Below are 19,801 nucleotides of genomic sequence, written 5' to 3'. Positions count from 1 at the left end.
CTCGCTCACGCGCCAAGGTTGCCGGCGGCAACCAGCCCAGTCTAGCGACGGTTGCCAACGCTCACGGAGCGGGAGTGGGCGGAATCTCCGAAGCAGGCGGGCGCCGTCGTCGTACGCCGACCGTCACTCCAATCGATGCAGCGGTGACCAGCACCAGCGCAATGATTTCCCGGGCGCCCAGCGCCTGGCTGAGCACCAGCAGTCCCGCGAGCGCGGCCATGGCCGGCCCCAGGGCGGACAGCACGCCGAACACCCGCGTGGACAGCCGCTGCAGTGCGAGCATCTCCAGTGCATAGGGGAACGCGCTGGAGAGCAGGGCAACACCAACGAACACCGGCAGCACCAGCGGTGACACGAGAGCGCCCGCGGCGGCGGACGGCGCACCGAACGGCAGGACGATCACCGCTCCGATCGCCATGGACACAGCCAGGCCCTCGACACCGGGAACCAGCCGCCCCACGCGTGCGCTGGCGAGAATGTAGATGGCCCAGAACGCGCCCGCGCCGAGCGCAAAGAGGATGCCGGCGAGCGGCAGGACGCTGCCGTCGTCGAACCCCAAAAGAACGACGCCGGCAAACGCCAGCAGTGCCCACGCCGCGTCAGTGAGGCGCCGGGTCTGCACCAGTGCCAGCAGGAGCGGGCCGGTGAACTCGAGCGTCACGGCCACGCCAATCGGGATGACGCCGATGGCGAGGTAGATAAGGCTGTTCATCCCTGCCAGCGCGACGCCCAGCACCGCTGCGGCTGCCCACTGCTCGCGCTTCCACCCGCGTACCTTCGGGCGCACAACAGCCAGCAGGATCAACGCCCCGAACAGCAACCGGAGGAACACTGCGCCGGTGGGGCCCACGGCGTCGAACTGCGTCCTGGCCAGGGCTGCACCGAACTGGACGGACAGCACCGCCATGATCATCAGCACGGGAGCAGGGATGGAGGAGGTGCGCATACCTACATTCTGTCCGGATCGCGGCCCCGAGCATCACCAACTCGCGTCGATGTACTTCGTTGTCAGCTTTCTGACCGTTGCATCGCCGCACTCCTTGACCTGCGGAAGTGCTTCGGCCACGGCGCCCAGGTGTCCGCGTTTCAGGCTCGATTCAAGTTCCGCCGCGAGTTTCGCGAGCCGGGCGGCGCCGATCATGGCCGAGCCAATCCGCACGCTGAGCAGTGCGTCGAGGGATGCGGCTTCATCATGTCGTTGCACGGCCTCCGCGAGGCGGAGGTACCGTTCGTCCCAGAAGGCAACGAAGTCGCGCACAAAGGAATGCGCAGGACCGGGATCCTCGAACTCATCCTCCAGCCTGTGCAGAACCTTCCGGTCCACAAGCGGAGCGCGTTTGTTCTTCGACATGCGGCTCAATGTAGGAGAGGAAGCATGGGAAAACATCGGTATGACGACGGCGGCGCAACAGTGCCGACGATGCCGAGCTTTTCAAACCGGACCCCTTCCTCTACAGTAATTGGACATAAACGAATGTCATTCGTTTTAGCACGGCGCCACCCGTGTAGAGAGGACATCATGAGGATTATCGAAAGCGACGTCGTCGTCGTTGGTGCAGGACCGTCAGGACTGACTGCAGCGAGGGAACTGCGGAAGGCCGGCCACTCCGTTACCGTTCTTGAGGCGCGGGACCGCGTGGGCGGCCGGACCCATACCGATGTGATCGACGGCGCTGTCCTGGAACTCGGCGGACAGTGGGTGTCGCCGGATCAGGAGGCGCTGATCGGCCTACTCAAGGAGCTCGGACTGGAAACCTACTCGCGCTACCGCGAGGGTGAGTCCGTCTACATCGGAGCGGACGGCAAGGCCGTCCGGTACACCGGCGAGATGTTCCCCGTGAGCCGCCGGACGAGCGCGGAGATGTCACGGCTTATCGACGAGCTGGACCGCCTGGCTGCCCAGATGGATCCCAAGGCTCCGTGGGAGCACCCGCAGGCCAGGGAGCTGGATACCGTTTCCTTCCATTCCTGGCTCCGGCAGCAGTCGGATGATGAGGAAGCCTGCAACAACATCGGCCTCTTCATCGCGGGCGGCATGCTCACCAAGCCGGCTCACGCTTTCTCAACGCTGCAGGCCGTGCTGATGGCCGCGTCCGCCGGCTCGTTCTCGAACCTGGTGGACGAGGACTTCATCCTCGACAAGCGTGTTGTCGGTGGAATGCAGTCGGTGTCAGAGCGCATCGCAGCTGAGTTGGGGGACTGCGTCGTCCTGAACAGTCCCGTCCGCACCCTACGCTGGTCGGAAAGCCAGGACGGAACCACCACGGTGACCGCCATCTCGGAAAGCGTCACTGTCAACGCGCGGTACGCCGTCATGGCCGTTCCGCCGAACCTGTACTCGCGGGTCTCCTACGAACCCCCGTTGCCGCGCAGGCAGCACCAGATGCATCAGCACCAGTCACTGGGCCTGGTCATCAAGGTGCACGCCGTCTATGAGACGCCGTTCTGGCGCGAGGACGGACTGTCCGGCACCGGCTTCAGTGCAGGGTCGATTGTGCAGGAGGTTTACGACAACACCAACCACGAAGACTCCCGCGGAACCCTCGTTGCCTTCATTTCCGATGAGAAGGCCGACGCCATGTTTGAATTCTCCGTCGAGGACCGGCGCCGGCAGATCCTCGAGTCCATCGCCGGGTTCCTGGGACCGAAAGCCCTGGAGCCCGAGGTGTACTACGAGTCGGACTGGGGCTCCGAGGAATGGACCCGGGGCGCGTACGCAGCCAGCTATGACCTCGGCGGCCTGCACCGCTACGCCAAGCACCAGCTGACCCCGGTGGGCCCCATCTACTGGTCCAGCTCCGACCTCGCGGCCGAGGGCTACCAGCACGTCGACGGCGCCGTTCGCATGGGTCAGCTGACCGCCCGAAACATTACGACGGCGCTCCAGAACCAGCGCGCTCTCATCGGATGAACGCTTCACTGACCGCCGCCACCGTCATGCCCGCCGAGTGGGAGCGGCATGAGCGCACCTGGATGGCCTTCCCGCCCTCCAATGACACATTCGGCGCACCTGGTAGCGAGAGCCTCGGCCGGGCACGCGAGGCCTGGTCCCGCGTGGCCCGGACCATCGCCCGCTACGAACCCGTGACCGTCCTCGCGGATCCGGCCGACGCCGCGACCGCCCGCACACTGCTGGGAGCCGACATTGCGGTGCAGGAGACCGAGCTCGACGACGCGTGGCTCCGCGATTCCGGGCCTACGTTCGTCCATGCATCGGACGGTTCCACGCACGCCGTCAACTGGATCTTCAACGGTTGGGGCGCCCAGCACTGGGCGGCGTGGGAGAAGGACCAGCACGTTGGCCGGGCGGTCGCCGCGCACGCCGGTGCCCCGGTCGAGGACAGCACGCTTGTGAATGAGGGCGGCGGCTTCCACGTCGACGGCCGTGGAACGGTCCTGCTCACCGAGACGGTCCAGCTCGATCCCGGACGCAACCCGGGAGCCACCAAGGAATCCGTCGAAGCAGAGCTTCACGCCCGTTTGGGCACCCGGCACGCAGTCTGGCTGCCGCGCGGGCTCAGCCGCGACTATGAGGAGTTCGGCACCCGCGGTCACGTGGACATCGTCGCCGCGTTCACGCCGTCGGGCGCTGTTCTCCTCCACAGGCAGGACAACCCCGAACACCCCGACTACGAGGTGAGCCGCTTCCTGCGGTCCGAACTGGAGAGAGCGGTCGACGCCGATAGTCACCCTCTGGAGATCATCGACGTGCTGGCGCCCACGGTCCTCACCGACGACGACGGCTTTGTGGACTACTCCTACATCAACCACTACGTGGCGAACGGCGCAGTGATCCTGTGTGCCTTCGATGACGAGAACGACGCCGTTGCCGCCGACGTCCTCGGCCGCGCCTACCCGGGGCGAACCGTTGAACTCGTCGACGCCCGCGACATTTTCTCCTTCGGCGGCGGCGTCCACTGCATCACCCAGCAGCAACCCGCGGCGCGAGCCACGGCGGGCCGGAGTGAGGGGAACCGCTGATGGGTTTCAATGTCGTCGAAGCCGGTATCGCGGATCTTCGCGCGGCACTCGAGACCGGCCAAGTAACCAGCGAGGAGCTCGTCGGGAGCTACCTGAACCGCATTGCGGTCTATGACAAGGCGGGCATCCGGCTCAACTCAGTCGTCGTCATGAACCCGGATGCGCTGGAAGAAGCGCGGGCCTCTGACCGCCGCCGGCAGAAGGGTGAAACTCTCGGTCCGTTGGACGGCATCCCGTACACCGCGAAGGACAGCTACCAGGCTAAGGGGCTCACGGTTGCTGCGGGTTCCCCGGCGTTTCAGGGCCTCATCGCGCAGCGGGACGCGTTCACCATTGAGCGGCTTCGCGGCGCCGGCGCCATCCTCATCGGCCTCACCAACATGCCGCCGATGGCCAACGGCGGAATGCAGCGCGGCGTTTACGGACGGGCTGAAAGCCCCTACAACGCTGACTACCTCACCGCCGCTTTCGCGTCCGGCTCCTCCAACGGATCCGGCACCGCGACGGCCGCCAGCTTCGCCGCCTTCGGGCTGGCTGAGGAAACGTGGTCATCAGGCCGTGCTCCGGCGTCGAACAACGCACTGTGCGCGTACACGCCCTCGCCGGGTGTCATCTCGGTGCGGGGAAACTGGCCGCTCGTGCCCACCATGGACGTTGTGGTTCCCCATACGCGCACCATGGCGGATCTGCTCGAGGTCCTCGACGTCATCGTCGCCGACGATACCGAGACCCGCGGCGACTTCTGGCGCGTCCAGCCCTGGGTGTCCGTTCCGCGCGCCTCGGAGGTGCGTCCGCCGTCGTACCGGTCGTTGGCCGCTGACCGCAGCGCACTGAAGGGGAAGCGCTTCGGTGTGCCCCGCATGTACATCAACAAGGACAACCCCGCCGGCACTGCAGCGGCACCCGGCATCGGCGGCCCCACCGGCCAGCGGATCGAGACGCGGCAGTCGGTCATCGAACTCTGGCAGGCAGCGCGGCGGGATCTGGAGAACGCGGGCGCCGAGGTGGTCGAGGTCAACTTTCCCGTGGTCTCCAACTACGAGGGTGACAGGCCCGGTGCGCCGACCATCAGCACCCGCGGACTCGTCAGCCCCGAATACCTCAAGCACGAGATCGGAGACCTGTCCGCCTGGGCCTGGGAAGACTTCCTGCAGGCGAACACCGATCCGCAGTTGGCGTCACTTGCCGACGTCGACGGCGCCACGATCTTCCCTGCGCCGGAAGGCGCGCTGCCGGACCGGTATACCGGCTTCGACGACGACATCGCCGAGTACCCGGACGTCATCCGCCGGCACGGACCGGTGTCCCTGACCGACATCCCCCATCTGGAGGAGGGGCTGCGTGGTCTGCAGGAGACCCGCCGGCTGGACCTTCACGAATGGATGGATGAGAACAGACTGGACGCGGTCATCTTCCCGGCAGCGGCCGACGTCGGACCTGCGGACACAGATACCTCCGTTGCCTCCGCGGACCTCGCGTGGCGCAACGGAGTGTGGGTGTCCAACGGCAACCTGGTGCCGCGCCACCTCGGCATCCCGACGGTCACCGTTCCGATGGGCGTGATGGCCGATCTCGGGATGCCGGTGGGCCTGACTTTCGCGGGAAAGGCGTATTCGGACAACGAGCTGCTGCGGCTGGCTGCTGCCTTCGAAGCAACTGGCTCACGCCGGGTAGCTCCACCCAGGACGCCGCAGGTCTGACCGGTCGGTCATATAGTCGATCCATGGAACAACGCATTCTTGGCAAGACCGGCCGCCCGGTATCGACGATCGGACTCGGAACGTGGCAACTCGGAGCCGACTGGGGCCAGGTGGACCAGGAGGACGCGCTCGCCGTGCTGGAAGGAGCGGTCGACTCCGGTGTAACCTTCTTCGACACTGCCGATGTCTATGGCGACGGTCGGAGCGAGCAGACCATCGGCTCGTTCCTCAAGGCCAATCCCGGGCTGGATGTCACTGTGGCAACGAAGATGGGCCGGCGGACGGACCAGCTTCCCGAGAATTACAGCCTGACCAACTTCCGGTCCTGGCTGGACCGCTCGCGGCGTAACCTGCAGCAGGACACCCTCGACCTCGTTCAACTGCATTGCCCGCCGACTGCCGTGTACAGCAACCCGGAAGTGTATGACGCCCTGGATACCCTCGTGAGCGAGGGCGTTATCCGCAACTACGGCGTGAGCGTCGAACGGACCGACGAAGCGCTGGAGGCGATCAAGCGCGGTAACACCGCGACGGTGCAGGTCATCCTCAACGCCTTCCGTCTCAAACCGCTGGATGAGGTGCTTCCGGCGGCTGCGGCGGCCGGTGTCGGAATCATCGCCCGCGTTCCGCTTGCCTCGGGGCTGTTGTCCGGAAAGTACACGAAAGACACCGAGTTTCCGGAGGATGATCACCGCAACTACAACCGCACGGGTTCAGCCTTCGACGTCGGTGAGACGTTCTCCGGCGTGGATTTCGAAACTGGGCTGGCGGCAGTTGATGACTTCAATGCGCTGGTGCCCGACGGTGTGAGCACCGCACAGGCGGCCCTGGCGTGGGTGGTTGCCCAGGAGGGTGTCACCACAGTGATTCCTGGCGCCCGTACCCCGGCGCAGGCGCGGGCAAATGCTGAAGTTGGCGCGGAAAGCACATTGGGTAATGAGATGGGCGGCGGTGTCCTGGACATCTACAACCGGTACTTCAGGGAGGCCGTCCACCCCCGGTGGTAGGAGCGTCAGAGCGACGCGAGCAGCCCCGTCACCCTGTCCAGTGCGCCGGGAACCAGGGAGTAGTAGGCCCAGGTTCCGCGCTTCTCGCGGTTCAGCAGTCCGGCTTCGACGAGGATCTTCAAATGGTGGGAGACAGTCGGCTGACCGAGGTCCAGTGGTTCGGTCAGGTCACACACGCAAGCCTCGCCTGACTCTCCAGCCTTCACAATGGAGAGCAGCCGCAGCCGGTTCGGATCCGCCAGGGCCTTGAACACGAGGGCACGCTGCTGGGCATCCTCGAGGCTGATCCCGGGCTGCTCCGAGGGGAGGCAGCAGGATGCATCAAGCATGGTTTCCACGGTCTGCAAAGCGTTCATGAATCCATTATGCACTGATGGATTGACATTGATCGATATAGTTGATGGTATTCAATCGATCGTTGTCAATCAATGCGGAGATCCCTGATGACCCCCGAAACCGTCCAAAAGCCGTCCGTCCTGTTCGTGTGCGTTCACAACGCCGGCCGGTCGCAGATGGCAGCAGCCTTCCTCACTACTCTCTCGAAGGGTGCCATCGAGGTGCGCTCGGCCGGATCGCAGCCGGCTGACAAGATCAACCCGTCCGCGGTCGAGGCCATGGCCGAGGTCGGAATCGACATGAGCAGCGAGATCCCGAAGGTCCTGACCACGGAGGCAGTCAAGGAATCGAACGTGGTCATCACCATGGGCTGCGGCGACGAATGCCCGTACTTCCCCGGCAAACGCTATGAGGACTGGGTGCTGGAGGATCCGGCAGGCAAGGGCGTCGAGTCCGTCCGGCCCATCCGCGACGAGATCAAGAGCAGGATCGAAACACTCATTGAGTCCCTGACTCCTGCGACCAGGTAACCGCTCACAGAAGAACCCTTACGACGACGGCGCGGCCTTCTTCTTGCGCCGGCTGAACTTGGTAAGTGCTTCGACAACCAGCTGGTGGTCAGCCTTCTGAGGAAGACCCGACACAGTCACCACGGCGACGGGCCCGGTTCCCTTCACATAGATGGGGAACGCGCCACCGTGTGCGGCGTAGGCCGACTGATCGAACCAGGCGTTGTCTTCCGTCCTGCCGCCGCCGCGCCGTCCCCGCAGGCCGACCAGCAGCGAGGGAACGCCGTAGCGCTCAGCGGTGCGCGCCTTCCGTTCCACCCAGATGTCGTTGTCCGGCGTAGCTCCGGCCAGCGAGACGTGAAACAGGATGTGGCTCCCCCTGCGAATATCGACGGCAACCGGCATCTCACGCTCGGTGGCCAGTTCCACGATCAGCAACCCGAGCGTGAGCGCATCCTCCTGGCTGAATTTGGCCAGCTGGAGTTTGCGTACTTCTTCCTCCACCCGGCCGATCAACGCTTCGAGTGCGGGCTGGGACTGCTCCCCGGAAGCGTCCGGGTCAAACTCGGTCGCGGAATCCTGGTTCTCAGTCACGTAACGCTCTCCTCTTGGGGGTTCACTTAAGGTACGAGCCTATCGGACCCGGGTCGAGGAGCTCAGGGACGCTCGAAGGTCAGCCATTGCTGCCCGGAGCTGCGTGCTGGTGCTATCCAAAAAATAGCAAGCCTGCTTATTATTGATGGATCGCCGGTGGCAGGGACGATGCGGCGTGATACCCCGCAGTTCACGAAGAGAAGGAGCAAGCAATGAAAGCAGTAGTCTTCAAGGCCCCCTACGAACTGAGCGTGGAAAACGTCGCGGACCCGAAAATTGAGGGACCCCTCGATGCCGTCATCCGCATCACCACCGCCAATATTTGCGGTTCGGATTTGCATCCGTACGAAGGCCGGGCGGATATGGACGCCGGCATGGTCATGGGCCACGAGAACATGGGAATCGTCGAAGCGGTCGGGCCCGGCGTGGACCGCATCAGCGTCGGCGACCGGGTATCGGTTCCCTTCAATCTCGCATGCGGTACCTGCCGCAACTGCAACAACGGATACACCTCCGCCTGCTTGCGCGCCAACCCCTCAGGTCAACCGGGTGCCGGGTACGGTTACCCGATGATGGGCCCTTACTGGGGCGGTCAGGCCGAACTGCTGCGCGTACCGTGGGCAGACTTCAATCTCCTCAAGCTCCCCGAGGGCAAGGAGAACGAATCCGACTTCACCATGCTCTCGGACATCTTTCCCACGGGATACCACGGCGCCGAAATGGCCATGGTCGCCCCCGGGAAATCTGTCGCGGTCTTCGGTGCGGGCCCCGTCGGTCTGATGGCAGCGCACAGTGCCTTCATCAAGGGCGCGTCCCAGGTATTCGTCGTTGACAAGGAACCCGACAGGCTCGCCCTCGCCGGACAAATTGGGGCAACCCCGATCAACTTCGCCGACGTGGACCCCACCGAGGTGATCATGGAAGGAACAGACGGCTTCGGAGCCGACTGCGGAATCGAAGCCGTCGGCTATCAGGCACACGACCACACCGGCGAGGAACATCCGGAAATGGTGCTCGACAACCTCGTGAAGGTAGTTCGCGCCACCGGGCATATCGGCGTTGTGGGCGTATATGTTCCGGAAGACCCCGGCGCCACAAACGACCTCGCCAAAGAAGGACGGGTCGCCTTCAACTACGGCCAAGTCTTCGCCAAAGGCATCAGCCTCATGGGCGGTCAGTGCCCAGTGAAGAAATACAACCGGGAACTTCGCGACCTCATCATCCGGGGCAAGGCCAAACCGTCCTGGATCGTTTCGCACGAGGTTTCCCTCGACGAAGCAGTTGACGCGTACGCGAAGTTCGACAAGCGCGAAGACGGCTACACCAAGGTACTCCTGCACCCGTAGACCTTGGAACTGACCGCGGGTGACCACTCATCGGTGGTCACCGGCGGCCACCTCAAAGTGCTTCAAGCATCAGGCGTTCTGCGTGCTCCAGCTGGCCAGAAAGTCGAGTGCCTCAGCTGAGGGGCTGGCCGGTTCAACAGTGTAGGTAACGATAGTCAGTCCGGGGTCGCCCGGAAGCACCAGCGCCTCGCCCGTGACCTCGAACTCGCCTACCACGGGGTGGCGCAGCGTCTTGGTGGAGGTGTTGTGGAACTTCACGTTATGCGACGCCCACCAGGTTCGAAATTCCTCACTGCGGGTGGACAGCTCGCCAACCAGGTCGGTCAGCCCACGGTCGTAGGGGTTTGAACCTGCCTCGAGGCGCAGGGCAGCGACCGAGTCGCGGCCGATCCTCTCCCACTCCACGAAAAACTCACGCGAGCGCGGGTCGAGGAAGGTGTAGCGGGCGAGATTGAACACGGTCTCGCCATCGGGGTAGGCATCCGAGAAGAGGGCGCGGCCAAGCCGGTTGGAGGCAACGACGTCGAACCGGGCGTTGCGGACATACGCCGGCGCGTTGATGGTGTCGAGGATGCGAAGAACGCCCTCCCGCACCCCGGTGCGGGCAGAGCCGCGGGACCGGGCGCCAGATCCCGGTTTCGCCGCGCGTGCCGGCCCCTTGGCAGCGCTGGCCAGGTTGAAGAGGTGCCCGCGCTCAGCCTCGTCCAACTGGAGCGCACGGGCCAGGGAGTCCAGTACGACGTCGGACACACCGCTCAGGTTTCCGCGCTCCAGCCGCGTGTAATAGTCGGTGCTCATACCGGCCAGCATCGCAACTTCCTCACGGCGCAGTCCTTTGACCCGGCGTCGTCCTCCGTAATAGGGAATTGAAGCCTGTTCAGGGGTGAGCCGTTCGCGACGGGTGGTGAGGAAGGCACGCACTTCGTCACGGTTTTCCATGCCTTCTACGGTACGACGAGGGTACGTGCGTAGGGAGGGTCTGGCAGTACCGGGAAATACCGTCACTCCCGCGCGGGCGGGGGAGCGGGTTTGATGGATAGCAGTTGTTTCAAGACTTGCGATTCGAAGAAGGTATTCATGCCCAGCTCTGTCCCTAACGTCACGCTCAACAACGGCATCGAGGTGCCGACTCTCGGCTTCGGTGTATATCAGGTTCCGCCGGAGGAGACGGAGCAGGTTGTCACCAGCGCCCTTGCAGCGGGCTATCGCCATCTGGACACTGCCGCAGCCTACGGAAACGAGGAAGCAGTCGGCCGGGCCATCGCAGCTTCCGGTATTTCCCGGGAAGAACTGTTCGTCACCACCAAGCTGTGGATCCAGGATGCAGGCGAGGAGAAAGCCAGGCGTGCGTTCGAGGCCTCACTTCAACGGCTCGGCCTCGATTACATCGACCTCTACCTGGTGCACCAGCCGTACGGCGATTACTTCGGTGCCTGGCGCACTATGCAAGATCTGAATCAGCAGGGCCTCGTGAAAGCTATCGGCGTCTCCAACTTCTACCCTGACCGGCTGGTGGACCTCATAGAGCACAGCGAGGTTGTCCCCGCCGTGAACCAGATTGAGACACACCCGTTCTTTCAGCGTGCCGCTGATCAGGAGATCATGCAGGCGAAGGGGGTCCAGCACCAGTCCTGGGGGCCGTTCGCTGAAGGCCGCAACAACCTCTTCGGTGATCCGGTACTCTCGGACATCGGCGCTGCCCACGGCAAGTCCGTGGCACAGGTGGTGCTGCGCTGGCTGATCCAGCGCGACGTCGTCGTCATCCCGAAGTCTGTGCGCCCTGACCGTATGGCGGAGAATATCGACGTCTTCGACTTTGCGCTTACCGACGACGAGCTGAACGGAATTGCCGGGATGGACGCTGGCTCGAGCCTGTTCTTCGACCACCGCGACCCGGCGATGGTCAGCCTGATCGGAACACGCCGCATTCACGACTGACCGCAACACATCCGCCAGGCTCCTCGGCCACGAACACTACTCAGTACCTGCACCATCAACGATTCACAGGAGCTTCCATGCCCACAACAGTTTCCGCCTACGCTGCTCCCTCGGCCACCGAGGACCTCGTCCCTACCACCATCGAACGCCGGGATGTCGGACCGGACGACGTCCTGATCGAGATCAAGTACGCCGGTATCTGCCACTCGGATATCCATACGGTTCGAGGCGACTGGGGGCCCCAGCAGTTCCCGCTGGCTCCAGGACATGAGATCGCCGGAATCGTCACCGAGGTTGGCGCCAACGTGACCAAGCACGCTGTCGGCGATCGCGTGGGAGTCGGCTGCATGGTCAACTCCTGCCGTGAATGCAAGAACTGCCTGGCCGGCGAGGAGCAGTACTGCCTCAACGGCAACGTGGGCACTTACGGCGCGGTTGACCGCGACGGAACCATCACGCAGGGCGGTTACTCCACCCAGGTTGTGGTGACCGAGGACTTCGTTCTCCGTATTCCCGAGGGCATCGAGCTCGACGCGGCCGCCCCCCTTCTGTGCGCAGGCATCACCACCTTCTCGCCGCTGAGGCACTGGGGTGCCGGTCCGGGGAAGAAGGTAGCCGTCGTCGGACTTGGCGGTCTCGGTCACATGGCCGTCAAGCTAGCTCACGCGATGGGTGCGGAGGTGACGGTTCTGTCCCAGTCGCTGAAGAAGCAGGAGGACGGCCTGCGTCTCGGCGCGGATGCGTACTACGCCACGAGCGACGAGAACACCTTCACGGATCTCGCGGGCTCCTTCGATCTGATCATCAACACGGTCAGCGCGTCACTGGACATCAGTGCCTACCTCGGACTGCTGAGCCTCGACGGCGCGCTGGTCAACGTTGGTGCTCCGGCCGAGCCGCTGCCCGTTCAGGCCTTCGCGCTCATCGGCGGCCGCCGGTCCTTTGCCGGATCGATGATCGGCGGGATCCGTGAGACCCAGGAGATGCTCGACTTCTGCGCCGAGCACAAGCTCGGTGCCGAGATCGAGGTCATTCCGGCCGACAAGATCAATGACGCCTACGAGCGCGTGCTGGCATCCGACGTGCGGTACCGCTTCGTCATCGACACCTCAACGCTGTAGTAGTCCCAGTAACAGCAGGCGGCCTGCCCGAGCATTCATCGCTTGGGTAGGCCGCCTTTTCGTCACCGAACGGATTAGCACGCATTGGGTAGGGACAAGCGACCGAATGACCTACGTTTGAGCTACACAACTGATCGCAACTCACTCAATGCAGGAGGAACCCATGCTGTGCCCGGTGGACAAGATTGAACTCGTGATGTCGGAGCGAAGTGGCGTGGAGATTGATTACTGTCCCACCTGTCGCGGAGTTTGGCTGGACCGGGGGGAGCTCGACAAGATCATCGACCGCGCCGGCGCCCTCACCGCGCAGCCTGCCGCCCGCCCGCACGCGCCGAGCGCACCGCCCATCGCCCCGCCGCTGCCTTCCCCGCTGCTGGGAGCCGAGCGCAGGGATGATGACTACGGCCGTAGGGATGACGACTACCGACGCCGCTACGATGACGATGCCCGCCGCTACAACAACGACCGCCGGGGTGAGGACCAGTACGGACGCAAGCCGTACCGCAAGAAGAAGGACAACTGGCTAGGGGAGATGTTCGACTTCTGATCAGATGAAGCCGAAGGCAGGCGGAAAAAGAACGACGACGACGGCGGCCCACGCGCCATAAACCGGCAAGTACCGCGTCTGCCAGTTTTCGAGCTGCCCGAATGGGCGCCGTCCCCGCAGGAACCCGACGGTCAGCCAGGCGGCGCGCACCAAATGCACCAAGAGCAGGAGGTTGAGGCCGAGGGCGGCGATCTTGTTGGGACTGAAGCCAAACTCGGCAATGCGGGTGAGCATCGCAGTCAGCATGACGGCGTCCACAGCGATGGCTGCAATGACAAGGACCAGCTGCAACGCGTCGAAGAAGCCGGGCCGGGCGAGGGAATCCCGCGCGGAGATCGAGTACAGCAGCAGGGACAGCACCAGGATCAGGATCGCGTCCATGAGAATGAGCAGCTCGCGTTCGACGTCCACCAGGCCGCCGGCAGCGGCGATGACGCCCAGGAGCGCCAGCAGCATCACGATGGTGAGCGGTGTGAAGATGCGCGTGAGGACCGGAGCGATATTCTCGACGACGTTCTGTTTGGCTTCGACAAGCCAGGCCGCCACCACCAGTGCGCCGGGCACGGCAAAGGGCAGGATCCACTCGGCCAGGACCGGTTCAAGATCGGTGCCGATGAGAGTGAAGGCGCCGAGCGTCAGGCCAATCAACACGGCGCCGCCGAGGGCAAGCAGGGTGTAGTAGATCGCGAACTCGCCCGTGAAACGGACAAAGTCCATGCGGCGGCTGTGGGAGCGCCATCGCCCGCCGACGTACGCCAGTCCAGCCAGGAGCCACAGGATCACCGGAGCATGCAGTACCGCGAGCAACTCCGTGGACCCGCCAACGGAGAACGGATAGGCATTGAGGATCACTGCGAGGACACCATAGGGGATCAGGAGTGCAGCGCCGGCTCGCGGCGTCAGCCGCCGCTTCCATGTGAAGTAGCCGGCGATGAAGGGGACTACCAGCAACCCTAGGTTCCGTGCGAATACGTTCTCGTTTTCGATCAGGAGGAACCCAACCTTGACTGCGATCCCCGCACCCACGGCCAGCGCGAGAACGACTGCCAGCTCGCGCCACGCAGGGGTGCTGCCGTCGTCGTCGGGTGTTTTCTCCGGAAGGAGGACAAGCTGCTTCCACAGCCGGTCCGAGTGTTCGCGTGCGAATTCCTGCGAGACGGCGTCGAGGTTTCCGAGACGCTTGATCGCAACGAGGAAGGCTTCCTCGTCATCAAGTCCAGTGGCTTGGCGCTCGGCGATTTGTTCGCGGAGGTGGTCTTCTAGCTCGTCGACGTCGGCGGGGGAGATGGCCCGGCGGCGCTGAACGTAGCTGCGCCACCGGTCAATCTGAGCCTCCAGCTCTGCATGAGCTGCCATCACGCCCACCCCTCCGTCACTGCCGGTGGCGTGGGGGAGGCGTGCCAGACCTGACGCAGTGCGTCGGCGACCACGGTCCACTGCTGCTGGCGTTCAGCGAGGGCTTCCCGCCCGGTCTCCGTGATGGCGTAGTGCTTACGACGGCGGCCGGCGTCCGAGGTGCCCCACCTTGCGTTGACGTAGCCGAGCCGCTCCAGCCTGTGCAGGAGTGGATAGAGCATGCCGTCGGTCCATTGCATGCTGCCGCCGGAAAGCTCGCCGACGCGCTTGAGGATGGCGTACCCGTAGAGGTCGCCTTCCGCGAGGATGCCCAGGACGAGCGGGGTGGCGGAGGCCGCCACGAGGTCTTTGTCGATGCGCACTGCTGCTCCACATACCTAGAGGTGTTAGGTGTATGAAGCATAGCAGTGCTAGGTATGGCTGATGCTTGCAAGCGGGAAGGGCGAGCGGCGTCGTCTTCAGCCGCGCGGGCGCAATTGGACTGCCGGCATCGTCGGTGCCGGCAGCGCGGCAGGCTGACCGGCAGGGAACGGGCCGAAGCGCGGGTAGGGAGCGCCGTCGTCGTACGTTGAGTCCTGCGACAGTGCCGGTTCGGCACCAATTTCCGCTTGCCAGGCAGCGCGGTAAGCGACCACCTCTTCATGCGAGCGGCCGACGAAGTTCCACCACATCACGATCTGCTCGCCCAGCGGTTCGCCGCCGATCAGGATGAGCCGTACCGGGTCCGCTCCGGCCTCGACCGTGAGGGACTGCTCCCCGACAGGCAAGTAGGCAAGATGGTTCACCGGCACCTGCGACCCGTTGAGGGTCAGATCACCGGCATCCAGCAACACGCCGTGCTCGAAGGCGGGGGTCAGCTGCAGTTCCAGGCGGGCACCGGACTCCAGATTGATCTCGGCGGCCAACAGCGGCGGTGTGTAGGTTTCGATCGGGGAAGCCGAACCTGCCAGAGAGCCGATGAAGACCCGCAGCGTGGTTCCCTCGCCGGTGACCGGCTCCGGTTCGTAGTGCTCAAAGGTGGGCGGCATGTGCCGGGTTGAATCGGGCAGGGCGTACCAGAGCTGCACACCGTGGAGGAGCGTGGTGTCTGGGGTGGAGAACTCCTGATGCGAGATCCCGCGACCGGCGATCATGAGGTTGACCTCGCCGGGACGCACCAGGGCGTCGGCGCCGGAGGAATCGCGATGGCTGACTCCACCAGTGAAGAGCAGGCTCACGGTGGCCAGGCCGGTATGCGGGTGCCGGGGGACCTTCATTCCGCCCGAGGCGGACACCGGGTCCGGCCCGTAGTGGTCCAGAAAGCACCATGACCCGATCAGGCTGCGCCGGCGCTGTGGCAGTGTCCGGCGCACGGTCATTGCCCGCGGACCACCGAGCGGTACGTCGCGGGGGACCAGCAGTTCGGCGGTCAACGGTGCCCGATCCCCTCGGCAGACGATCTCCTCAGGATGCACGTCCAGATTGGTCATGCCTTCGCTCCAGTCAGGTAATTTGGTTCTCACTGAATGGTCTCAGTGAATTATCTCGATTGCATCCTCGTCTTCCAGCTGACTGCGCGATATCTGCTCACAGCGCTGCGATGACGAGCCGGCGGTGCCTCAGCGGAAAGCGGTCTCATCATGTCTCAGGGTTACGTATGACGGCGGTGTGGGCAGCCATCCGGTCTTCACTGGCGATGGCGCTGGCTCTGCTGGTGACACAGGGAGCGGGCGGACCCTCTGCGTGGGCCGTGCCGCCAGCCAATGAATCCGGGGTAGTCGGCAGGCAGAGCCCGGTGCAACCCTTGGCGCCGACGGAGTTGGAGGATGGCCGGTACTTCGGCCCCGAGCTTGATTGGTCCGGTGCCGATGCGGCCGGGTATGTGGATCAGACCGGCGTGACGCCGTCGTTCTTCAGCAGGCCGTTCTCCTATCCGTTGCAGGAAGCCCTCGTGCGGGACCTTCGTGACACTGCGCTGCAGGCTGCCACGCTGGGTTCCGCCGTTGTTGTCACCCTTGAACCATCGAAACCGCTCGCCGAACTCACCGAGAATGACGCCACGGACCTTGCTGGGGTGCTGGAGCTCGCCGGTGAAGAATATGGCACTGCCTTCTTTGTCCGGTTCGCGCCGGAAATGAACGGTACCTGGTATGAGTGGGGGCAGCAGCCCGAGGACTATGTGTCGGCTTTCCAGACCGTCGCTTCGGCTGTGCACGCCGGTGCGCCGTCCGCGGCGATGCTGTGGGCGCCGTCGTATGCAGCCGGCTATCCCTTCACGGAGTCATACGGCGCCCTTGAAGGAAGCGAGGACGCCAAGATCCAGGCGCTCGATACCAACGGCAACGGGTTGGTCGAGACCGGCGACGACCCCTACCGGCCCTATTACCCTGGTGATGACGCAGTGGACTGGGTGGGGCTGAGCATGTACCACTACGGCAGCTACGAGCCGGGTGCGATCGCGGACATCGACGATCCCCGCGAGTATTCGGGAGCGATCATTACCTCCGTGCTTCCCGAGCAGGATAAGTTCCGGAGGCAGCTCGAAGGAACGTACGGCATGCCGCCCGGAGCACCGACGATCGATTTCGCGAAGGAGTACGGGGCGGAGCGGGGCCAGCGCTTCTTCGTGCAGACAGCTGCGCTCTATGACCCGGCGGACCCCGACAGCGCAGAAGAAACGGACATCAAGACGGCGTGGCTTGAGCAGCTTTTCGATCCTGCCATCGCCGAGGAATATCCCGAGATCGGGATGATCTCGTGGCTGGAGCTTGTTCGCCCGGAGCCTGAAGCGGAGGGCCGAACCGTCGACTGGCGGCTGGGAGCGGAGGAGGCAACCTCGGCTGCCCTGCGGCAGACACTTCAGGAGGCCCCGGATGTCCTCCTGGCCCCCGTCGTCGACCAGTACGTTCAGGAGGAAGCCAGCGAGACGGCGGCGGAGGTGTCGAACCAAGGTATGGGCACCACGATTGTGGTGTGGGTTTCCGCTGCGGCCGTCGCCCTGGTGGTTCTCTGGCTGATCGCTATGGCGGTGCGCCCGGCGAGGCGTCGTCAGGACTGATTCAAAAGCCCGGCGAGTCTTAGAACGTCACCCCGCAGCGCAGCGCCACATTCGCGTAGGACGTGGCCTCGCCAGTCCGGATGATGAGCCGCGCCTCATCGAGCAGAGACTTCAGCTCCTGATGACTCACGAACTCCGGGGAGAGACCCTCGCCGCGTACAACGTCCTCGACGACGGTCCCGCATGCCTCCGAGGCGATGACCGACCCCTCGACCTCGAGGTCGGCCAACACCGCTCGAAGCACCTCCGCGAATGCCGGCGTGCCTCTCACGAGTGCCAGGTCGACGACGGCGGCGGACTCGGGGAGCGGCATGCCGCAGTCAGTGATCATCACCAGATGTCCGTGGCCCAGAGTGCTGAGCAGGGCGTTGATAGGACCGTTCAATAATCCGCTCTTCTTCATGCCTGTGCTCCCTGTGCTCCCTGAAGTCCCTTGGGGGACGGCGCCTCGGGGAGCGCATCGGTGAGCGACGGGTAGGAGGGCTGCGCGCCCTCGGCTCCCACCGCGAATGCGCCGACCCGGACGGCAATGGCGACTGCGTCGGCCAGCTCATCGCCGACGACCAAGCGGGCCGCGAGCGCTCCCACGAATGCGTCACCCGCGCCGGTGGTATCGACGACAGCCACTGATGGCGCAGGAACCTCCATCACCCCGGAGGAGTCGGCGAGGAGCGCACCGGCGCCCCCCAGTGTCATCACGACGGATGAAAACCCGCAGGCAAGGAGTGCCCGCGCCGTATCAGCATGGTCAACCGGTGCGGCGTCCGGCGGCGCGGCAGTTCCTGTCAGCTGCGCCAGTACCAGCGCGCCCTCATGCTCGTTGACCACCAGCGGGTCGGCGCGCAGGAGTGTGTTCCGGTCGAGCTCGATCACGGGCGCCAGGTTGATCATCACTCTGCCGGTTCCAGACGCAACCGCCGCCGCAACTGAAGCGGCAGGGATCTCGCCCTGCAGAACCAGGACGCCGGCGTCGGCAATTCGATCCGCAGCTGAGGCAACCAGCGCAGGTGTCACTTTCCCATTCGCACCGGGGATGACGACGATAGTGTTCTCGCCGCCGTCGTCGACCTCCACGATGGCGACGCCGGTAGTGGTCCCAACGCGCTGCACGCCGTCAGTATTGACGCCGGCGGAGTGCAGGCCGGAGAGGGCGACATCGGTATAGGCGTCCTGGCCGACCGCGCCGATCATCATGGTGGGTGCACCGAGCTTCGCCGCAGCTACGGCCTGGTTGGCACCCTTGCCGCCGGGCATCACCGTCATGGTCCGGCCCAGCAGGGTTTCGCCCGGCTGGGGGTGGCGTTCCAGTGTTACTACGAGGTCAGCGTTGATGGACCCTACAACGACGACGCCCGGCGGCTGTGTGCTCATTCGGTGAATTCACCGACGTTCTCGGAGTTCACGGTGGTGACCGGAACGGGGATGGTAGCTTCGACGGTCTCACCGGCAAGGAGCTGCTCGAGCACCTCGACGGATCGCTTGCCAAGCTCGGCGGGCTGCTGCGCGATGGTCGCGGTCATGGTGCCCGCTTCGATAGCGGCGAGTCCGTCCTCGGTCCCGTCGAAGCCGACAACCTTCACCTCGGAGCCGGCGCGGTCGCCGAGAGCCTGGATGGCGCCCAGTGCCATTTCGTCGTTTTCGGCGAAGATGCCGGTCACGTCGGGATTGGCCTGCAACAGGTTGGTGGCAACGTTGAGTGCCTCGGCGCGGTCAAAGTTTGCAGTCTGCTTGGCGACTACTTCAATGTTCGGGTACGCAGCGATGCCCTCTTCGAAACCGGCGCCGCGGTCACGGCTGGCGGAGGTTCCGGCGACGCCCTGGAGGACGATGACCTTTCCTTCCTCGCCCATGGCCTCCGCGAGTGCGTCCGCTGCCTGGCGTCCGCCGGCGACATTGTCACTGGAGACGAGGGATTCAACCTCGGCGCCGTTGACCGCGCGGTCCACCGCTACAACGGGGATGTCGGCGTCAATCAGCGGTGCAACAGCGGCGGCCGCGGCGTCGGAGTCAACCGGGTTGATGATGACGCCGTCGGTTCCGCTGGTAGCGGCAGTAGCGAGCTGGTTGGTCTGGGTTGCGGAGTCGTTCTGTGCGTCGACAACTTCGAGGTCAATGCCGGCCTCTTCAGCGGCGGCTTCAGCGCCGTCACGCAGTTCGACGAAGAACGGGTTGTTCAGCGTGGACAAAGCGAGGGTTGCCGACGTCGATCCTTCAGCACCTTCCTCACCGCGGTTGCAGGCGGTGGCGGAGAACGCGAGTGCCAGGGACATGGTGAGTACTGCTGCCTTGCGGGGAGCGGAGAACTTCATTGTTTTTTCCTTTGCTTGGA

General features: G+C 64.5%; 21 protein-coding genes. 10 read left to right on the top strand and 11 right to left on the bottom strand.

The window, feature by feature from the left end:
* Nucleotides 1-61 precede the first annotated feature (61 nt).
* Together ABFX19_RS03575 and ABFX19_RS03570 are read right to left on the bottom strand one after the other, a co-directional pair.
* Nucleotides 62-946: an EamA family transporter gene (locus tag ABFX19_RS03575; protein WP_346027497.1), complete on the bottom strand. Its 885-nt coding sequence runs from the start codon at nucleotides 944-946 to the stop codon at nucleotides 62-64.
* Between the two features lie 33 nt (nucleotides 947-979).
* Nucleotides 980-1,351: an Hpt domain-containing protein gene (locus ABFX19_RS03570; protein ID WP_277359611.1), complete on the bottom strand. Its 372-nt coding sequence runs from the start codon at nucleotides 1,349-1,351 to the stop codon at nucleotides 980-982.
* Nucleotides 1,352-1,519: 168 nt separating this feature from the next.
* On the opposite strand from ABFX19_RS03570, the gene ABFX19_RS03565 reads away from it, so the two are divergent.
* Genes ABFX19_RS03565 through ABFX19_RS03550 form a run of 4 tightly spaced genes read left to right on the top strand, consistent with a single transcriptional unit; the run spans nucleotide 1,520 to nucleotide 6,688 of the window.
* On the top strand, nucleotides 1,520-2,911 hold the full coding sequence (locus tag ABFX19_RS03565) for a flavin monoamine oxidase family protein (protein WP_346027496.1): 1,392 nt from the start codon (nucleotides 1,520-1,522) through the stop codon (nucleotides 2,909-2,911).
* Complete coding sequence (locus ABFX19_RS03560) at nucleotides 2,908-3,981, top strand: agmatine deiminase family protein (RefSeq protein ID WP_346027495.1); 1,074 nt, start codon at nucleotides 2,908-2,910, stop codon at nucleotides 3,979-3,981. Before ABFX19_RS03565 ends, ABFX19_RS03560 begins: the two co-directional genes overlap by 4 nt.
* Nucleotides 3,981-5,681, top strand: a complete 1,701-nt coding sequence (locus ABFX19_RS03555) for an amidase (RefSeq protein WP_346027494.1) — start codon at nucleotides 3,981-3,983, stop codon at nucleotides 5,679-5,681. The genes ABFX19_RS03560 and ABFX19_RS03555 overlap by 1 nt, the downstream gene beginning before the upstream one ends.
* A gap of 23 nt (nucleotides 5,682-5,704) precedes the next feature.
* Nucleotides 5,705-6,688: an aldo/keto reductase gene (locus ABFX19_RS03550; RefSeq protein ID WP_346027493.1), complete on the top strand. Its 984-nt coding sequence runs from the start codon at nucleotides 5,705-5,707 to the stop codon at nucleotides 6,686-6,688.
* 5 nt (nucleotides 6,689-6,693) lie between these two features.
* Here ABFX19_RS03550 and ABFX19_RS03545 read toward each other — a convergent pair whose 3' ends face one another.
* A complete protein-coding gene (locus ABFX19_RS03545; protein WP_428831006.1) occupies nucleotides 6,694-7,044 on the bottom strand; it encodes an ArsR/SmtB family transcription factor in 351 nt (116 codons plus the stop codon).
* An 87-nt stretch (nucleotides 7,045-7,131) separates the two neighbouring features.
* Here ABFX19_RS03545 and ABFX19_RS03540 point away from each other — a divergent pair, with 87 nt between their 5' ends.
* On the top strand, nucleotides 7,132-7,554 hold the full coding sequence (locus ABFX19_RS03540; RefSeq protein ID WP_346027492.1) for an arsenate reductase ArsC: 423 nt from the start codon (nucleotides 7,132-7,134) through the stop codon (nucleotides 7,552-7,554).
* Between the two features lie 18 nt (nucleotides 7,555-7,572).
* On the opposite strand, the gene ABFX19_RS03535 is transcribed toward ABFX19_RS03540, so the two are convergent.
* Complete coding sequence (locus tag ABFX19_RS03535) at nucleotides 7,573-8,127, bottom strand: heme-degrading domain-containing protein (protein ID WP_346027491.1); 555 nt, start codon at nucleotides 8,125-8,127, stop codon at nucleotides 7,573-7,575.
* Nucleotides 8,128-8,339: 212 nt separating this feature from the next.
* On the opposite strand from ABFX19_RS03535, the gene ABFX19_RS03530 reads away from it, so the two are divergent.
* Nucleotides 8,340-9,473: a glutathione-independent formaldehyde dehydrogenase gene (locus tag ABFX19_RS03530; protein WP_346027490.1), complete on the top strand. Its 1,134-nt coding sequence runs from the start codon at nucleotides 8,340-8,342 to the stop codon at nucleotides 9,471-9,473.
* A 69-nt stretch (nucleotides 9,474-9,542) separates the two neighbouring features.
* Here ABFX19_RS03530 and ABFX19_RS03525 read toward each other — a convergent pair whose 3' ends face one another.
* Nucleotides 9,543-10,412, bottom strand: coding sequence for a helix-turn-helix transcriptional regulator (locus ABFX19_RS03525; RefSeq protein WP_346027489.1), 870 nt, complete (start codon nucleotides 10,410-10,412; stop codon nucleotides 9,543-9,545).
* Between the two features lie 138 nt (nucleotides 10,413-10,550).
* Between ABFX19_RS03525 and ABFX19_RS03520 the strand changes: the two genes are divergently transcribed.
* The 3 genes from ABFX19_RS03520 to ABFX19_RS03510 all read left to right on the top strand — a co-directional run bounded on the left by ABFX19_RS03520 (nucleotide 10,551) and on the right by ABFX19_RS03510 (nucleotide 13,079).
* Complete coding sequence (locus tag ABFX19_RS03520) at nucleotides 10,551-11,411, top strand: aldo/keto reductase (protein ID WP_346027488.1); 861 nt, start codon at nucleotides 10,551-10,553, stop codon at nucleotides 11,409-11,411.
* A 77-nt stretch (nucleotides 11,412-11,488) separates the two neighbouring features.
* The gene (locus ABFX19_RS03515; RefSeq protein ID WP_346027487.1) at nucleotides 11,489-12,532 is read left to right on the top strand and encodes an NAD(P)-dependent alcohol dehydrogenase; all 1,044 of its coding nucleotides are present in this window, start codon (nucleotides 11,489-11,491) and stop codon (nucleotides 12,530-12,532) included.
* A 163-nt stretch (nucleotides 12,533-12,695) separates the two neighbouring features.
* The gene (locus tag ABFX19_RS03510) at nucleotides 12,696-13,079 is read left to right on the top strand and encodes a TFIIB-type zinc ribbon-containing protein (RefSeq protein ID WP_346028033.1); all 384 of its coding nucleotides are present in this window, start codon (nucleotides 12,696-12,698) and stop codon (nucleotides 13,077-13,079) included.
* Here ABFX19_RS03510 and ABFX19_RS03505 read toward each other — a convergent pair whose 3' ends face one another.
* The 3 genes from ABFX19_RS03505 to ABFX19_RS03495 form a co-directional block, all read right to left on the bottom strand.
* Nucleotides 13,080-14,435 (bottom strand): permease prefix domain 1-containing protein, encoded by a 1,356-nt coding sequence (locus ABFX19_RS03505; protein WP_346027486.1) that lies wholly within the window; start codon nucleotides 14,433-14,435, stop codon nucleotides 13,080-13,082.
* Complete coding sequence (locus ABFX19_RS03500; RefSeq protein WP_277359441.1) at nucleotides 14,435-14,797, bottom strand: PadR family transcriptional regulator; 363 nt, start codon at nucleotides 14,795-14,797, stop codon at nucleotides 14,435-14,437. Before ABFX19_RS03500 ends, ABFX19_RS03505 begins: the two co-directional genes overlap by 1 nt.
* Before the next feature lie 96 nt (nucleotides 14,798-14,893).
* Nucleotides 14,894-15,904, bottom strand: a complete 1,011-nt coding sequence (locus ABFX19_RS03495; protein WP_346027485.1) for a pirin family protein — start codon at nucleotides 15,902-15,904, stop codon at nucleotides 14,894-14,896.
* A 167-nt stretch (nucleotides 15,905-16,071) separates the two neighbouring features.
* On the opposite strand from ABFX19_RS03495, the gene ABFX19_RS03490 reads away from it, so the two are divergent.
* Entirely contained in the window at nucleotides 16,072-17,472 is a 1,401-nt protein-coding gene (locus ABFX19_RS03490; RefSeq protein ID WP_346027484.1) for a glycoside hydrolase family 26 protein, read from the top strand.
* A 19-nt stretch (nucleotides 17,473-17,491) separates the two neighbouring features.
* On the opposite strand, the gene rbsD is transcribed toward ABFX19_RS03490, so the two are convergent.
* The 3 genes from rbsD to ABFX19_RS03475 are packed head-to-tail and all read right to left on the bottom strand — an operon-like array spanning nucleotide 17,492 to nucleotide 19,781.
* Nucleotides 17,492-17,875 (bottom strand): D-ribose pyranase, encoded by a 384-nt coding sequence (gene rbsD, locus ABFX19_RS03485; RefSeq protein WP_346027483.1) that lies wholly within the window; start codon nucleotides 17,873-17,875, stop codon nucleotides 17,492-17,494.
* Nucleotides 17,872-18,843 carry a ribokinase gene (locus ABFX19_RS03480; RefSeq protein WP_346027482.1) on the bottom strand — a complete coding sequence of 324 codons (972 nt, stop codon included), beginning with the start codon at nucleotides 18,841-18,843 and terminating at the stop codon, nucleotides 17,872-17,874. Before ABFX19_RS03480 ends, rbsD begins: the two co-directional genes overlap by 4 nt.
* Nucleotides 18,840-19,781 (bottom strand): substrate-binding domain-containing protein, encoded by a 942-nt coding sequence (locus ABFX19_RS03475; protein ID WP_346027481.1) that lies wholly within the window; start codon nucleotides 19,779-19,781, stop codon nucleotides 18,840-18,842. The genes ABFX19_RS03480 and ABFX19_RS03475 overlap by 4 nt, the downstream gene beginning before the upstream one ends.
* Nucleotides 19,782-19,801 lie beyond the last annotated feature (20 nt).

The sequence above is a fragment of the Arthrobacter parietis genome, from assembly GCF_039530425.1.
Taxonomy (GTDB): domain Bacteria; phylum Actinomycetota; class Actinomycetes; order Actinomycetales; family Micrococcaceae; genus Arthrobacter_D; species Arthrobacter_D parietis.
The sequence above is the reverse complement of the archived record's forward strand: the minus strand, read 5'-3'. Positions and strand labels throughout refer to the sequence as shown.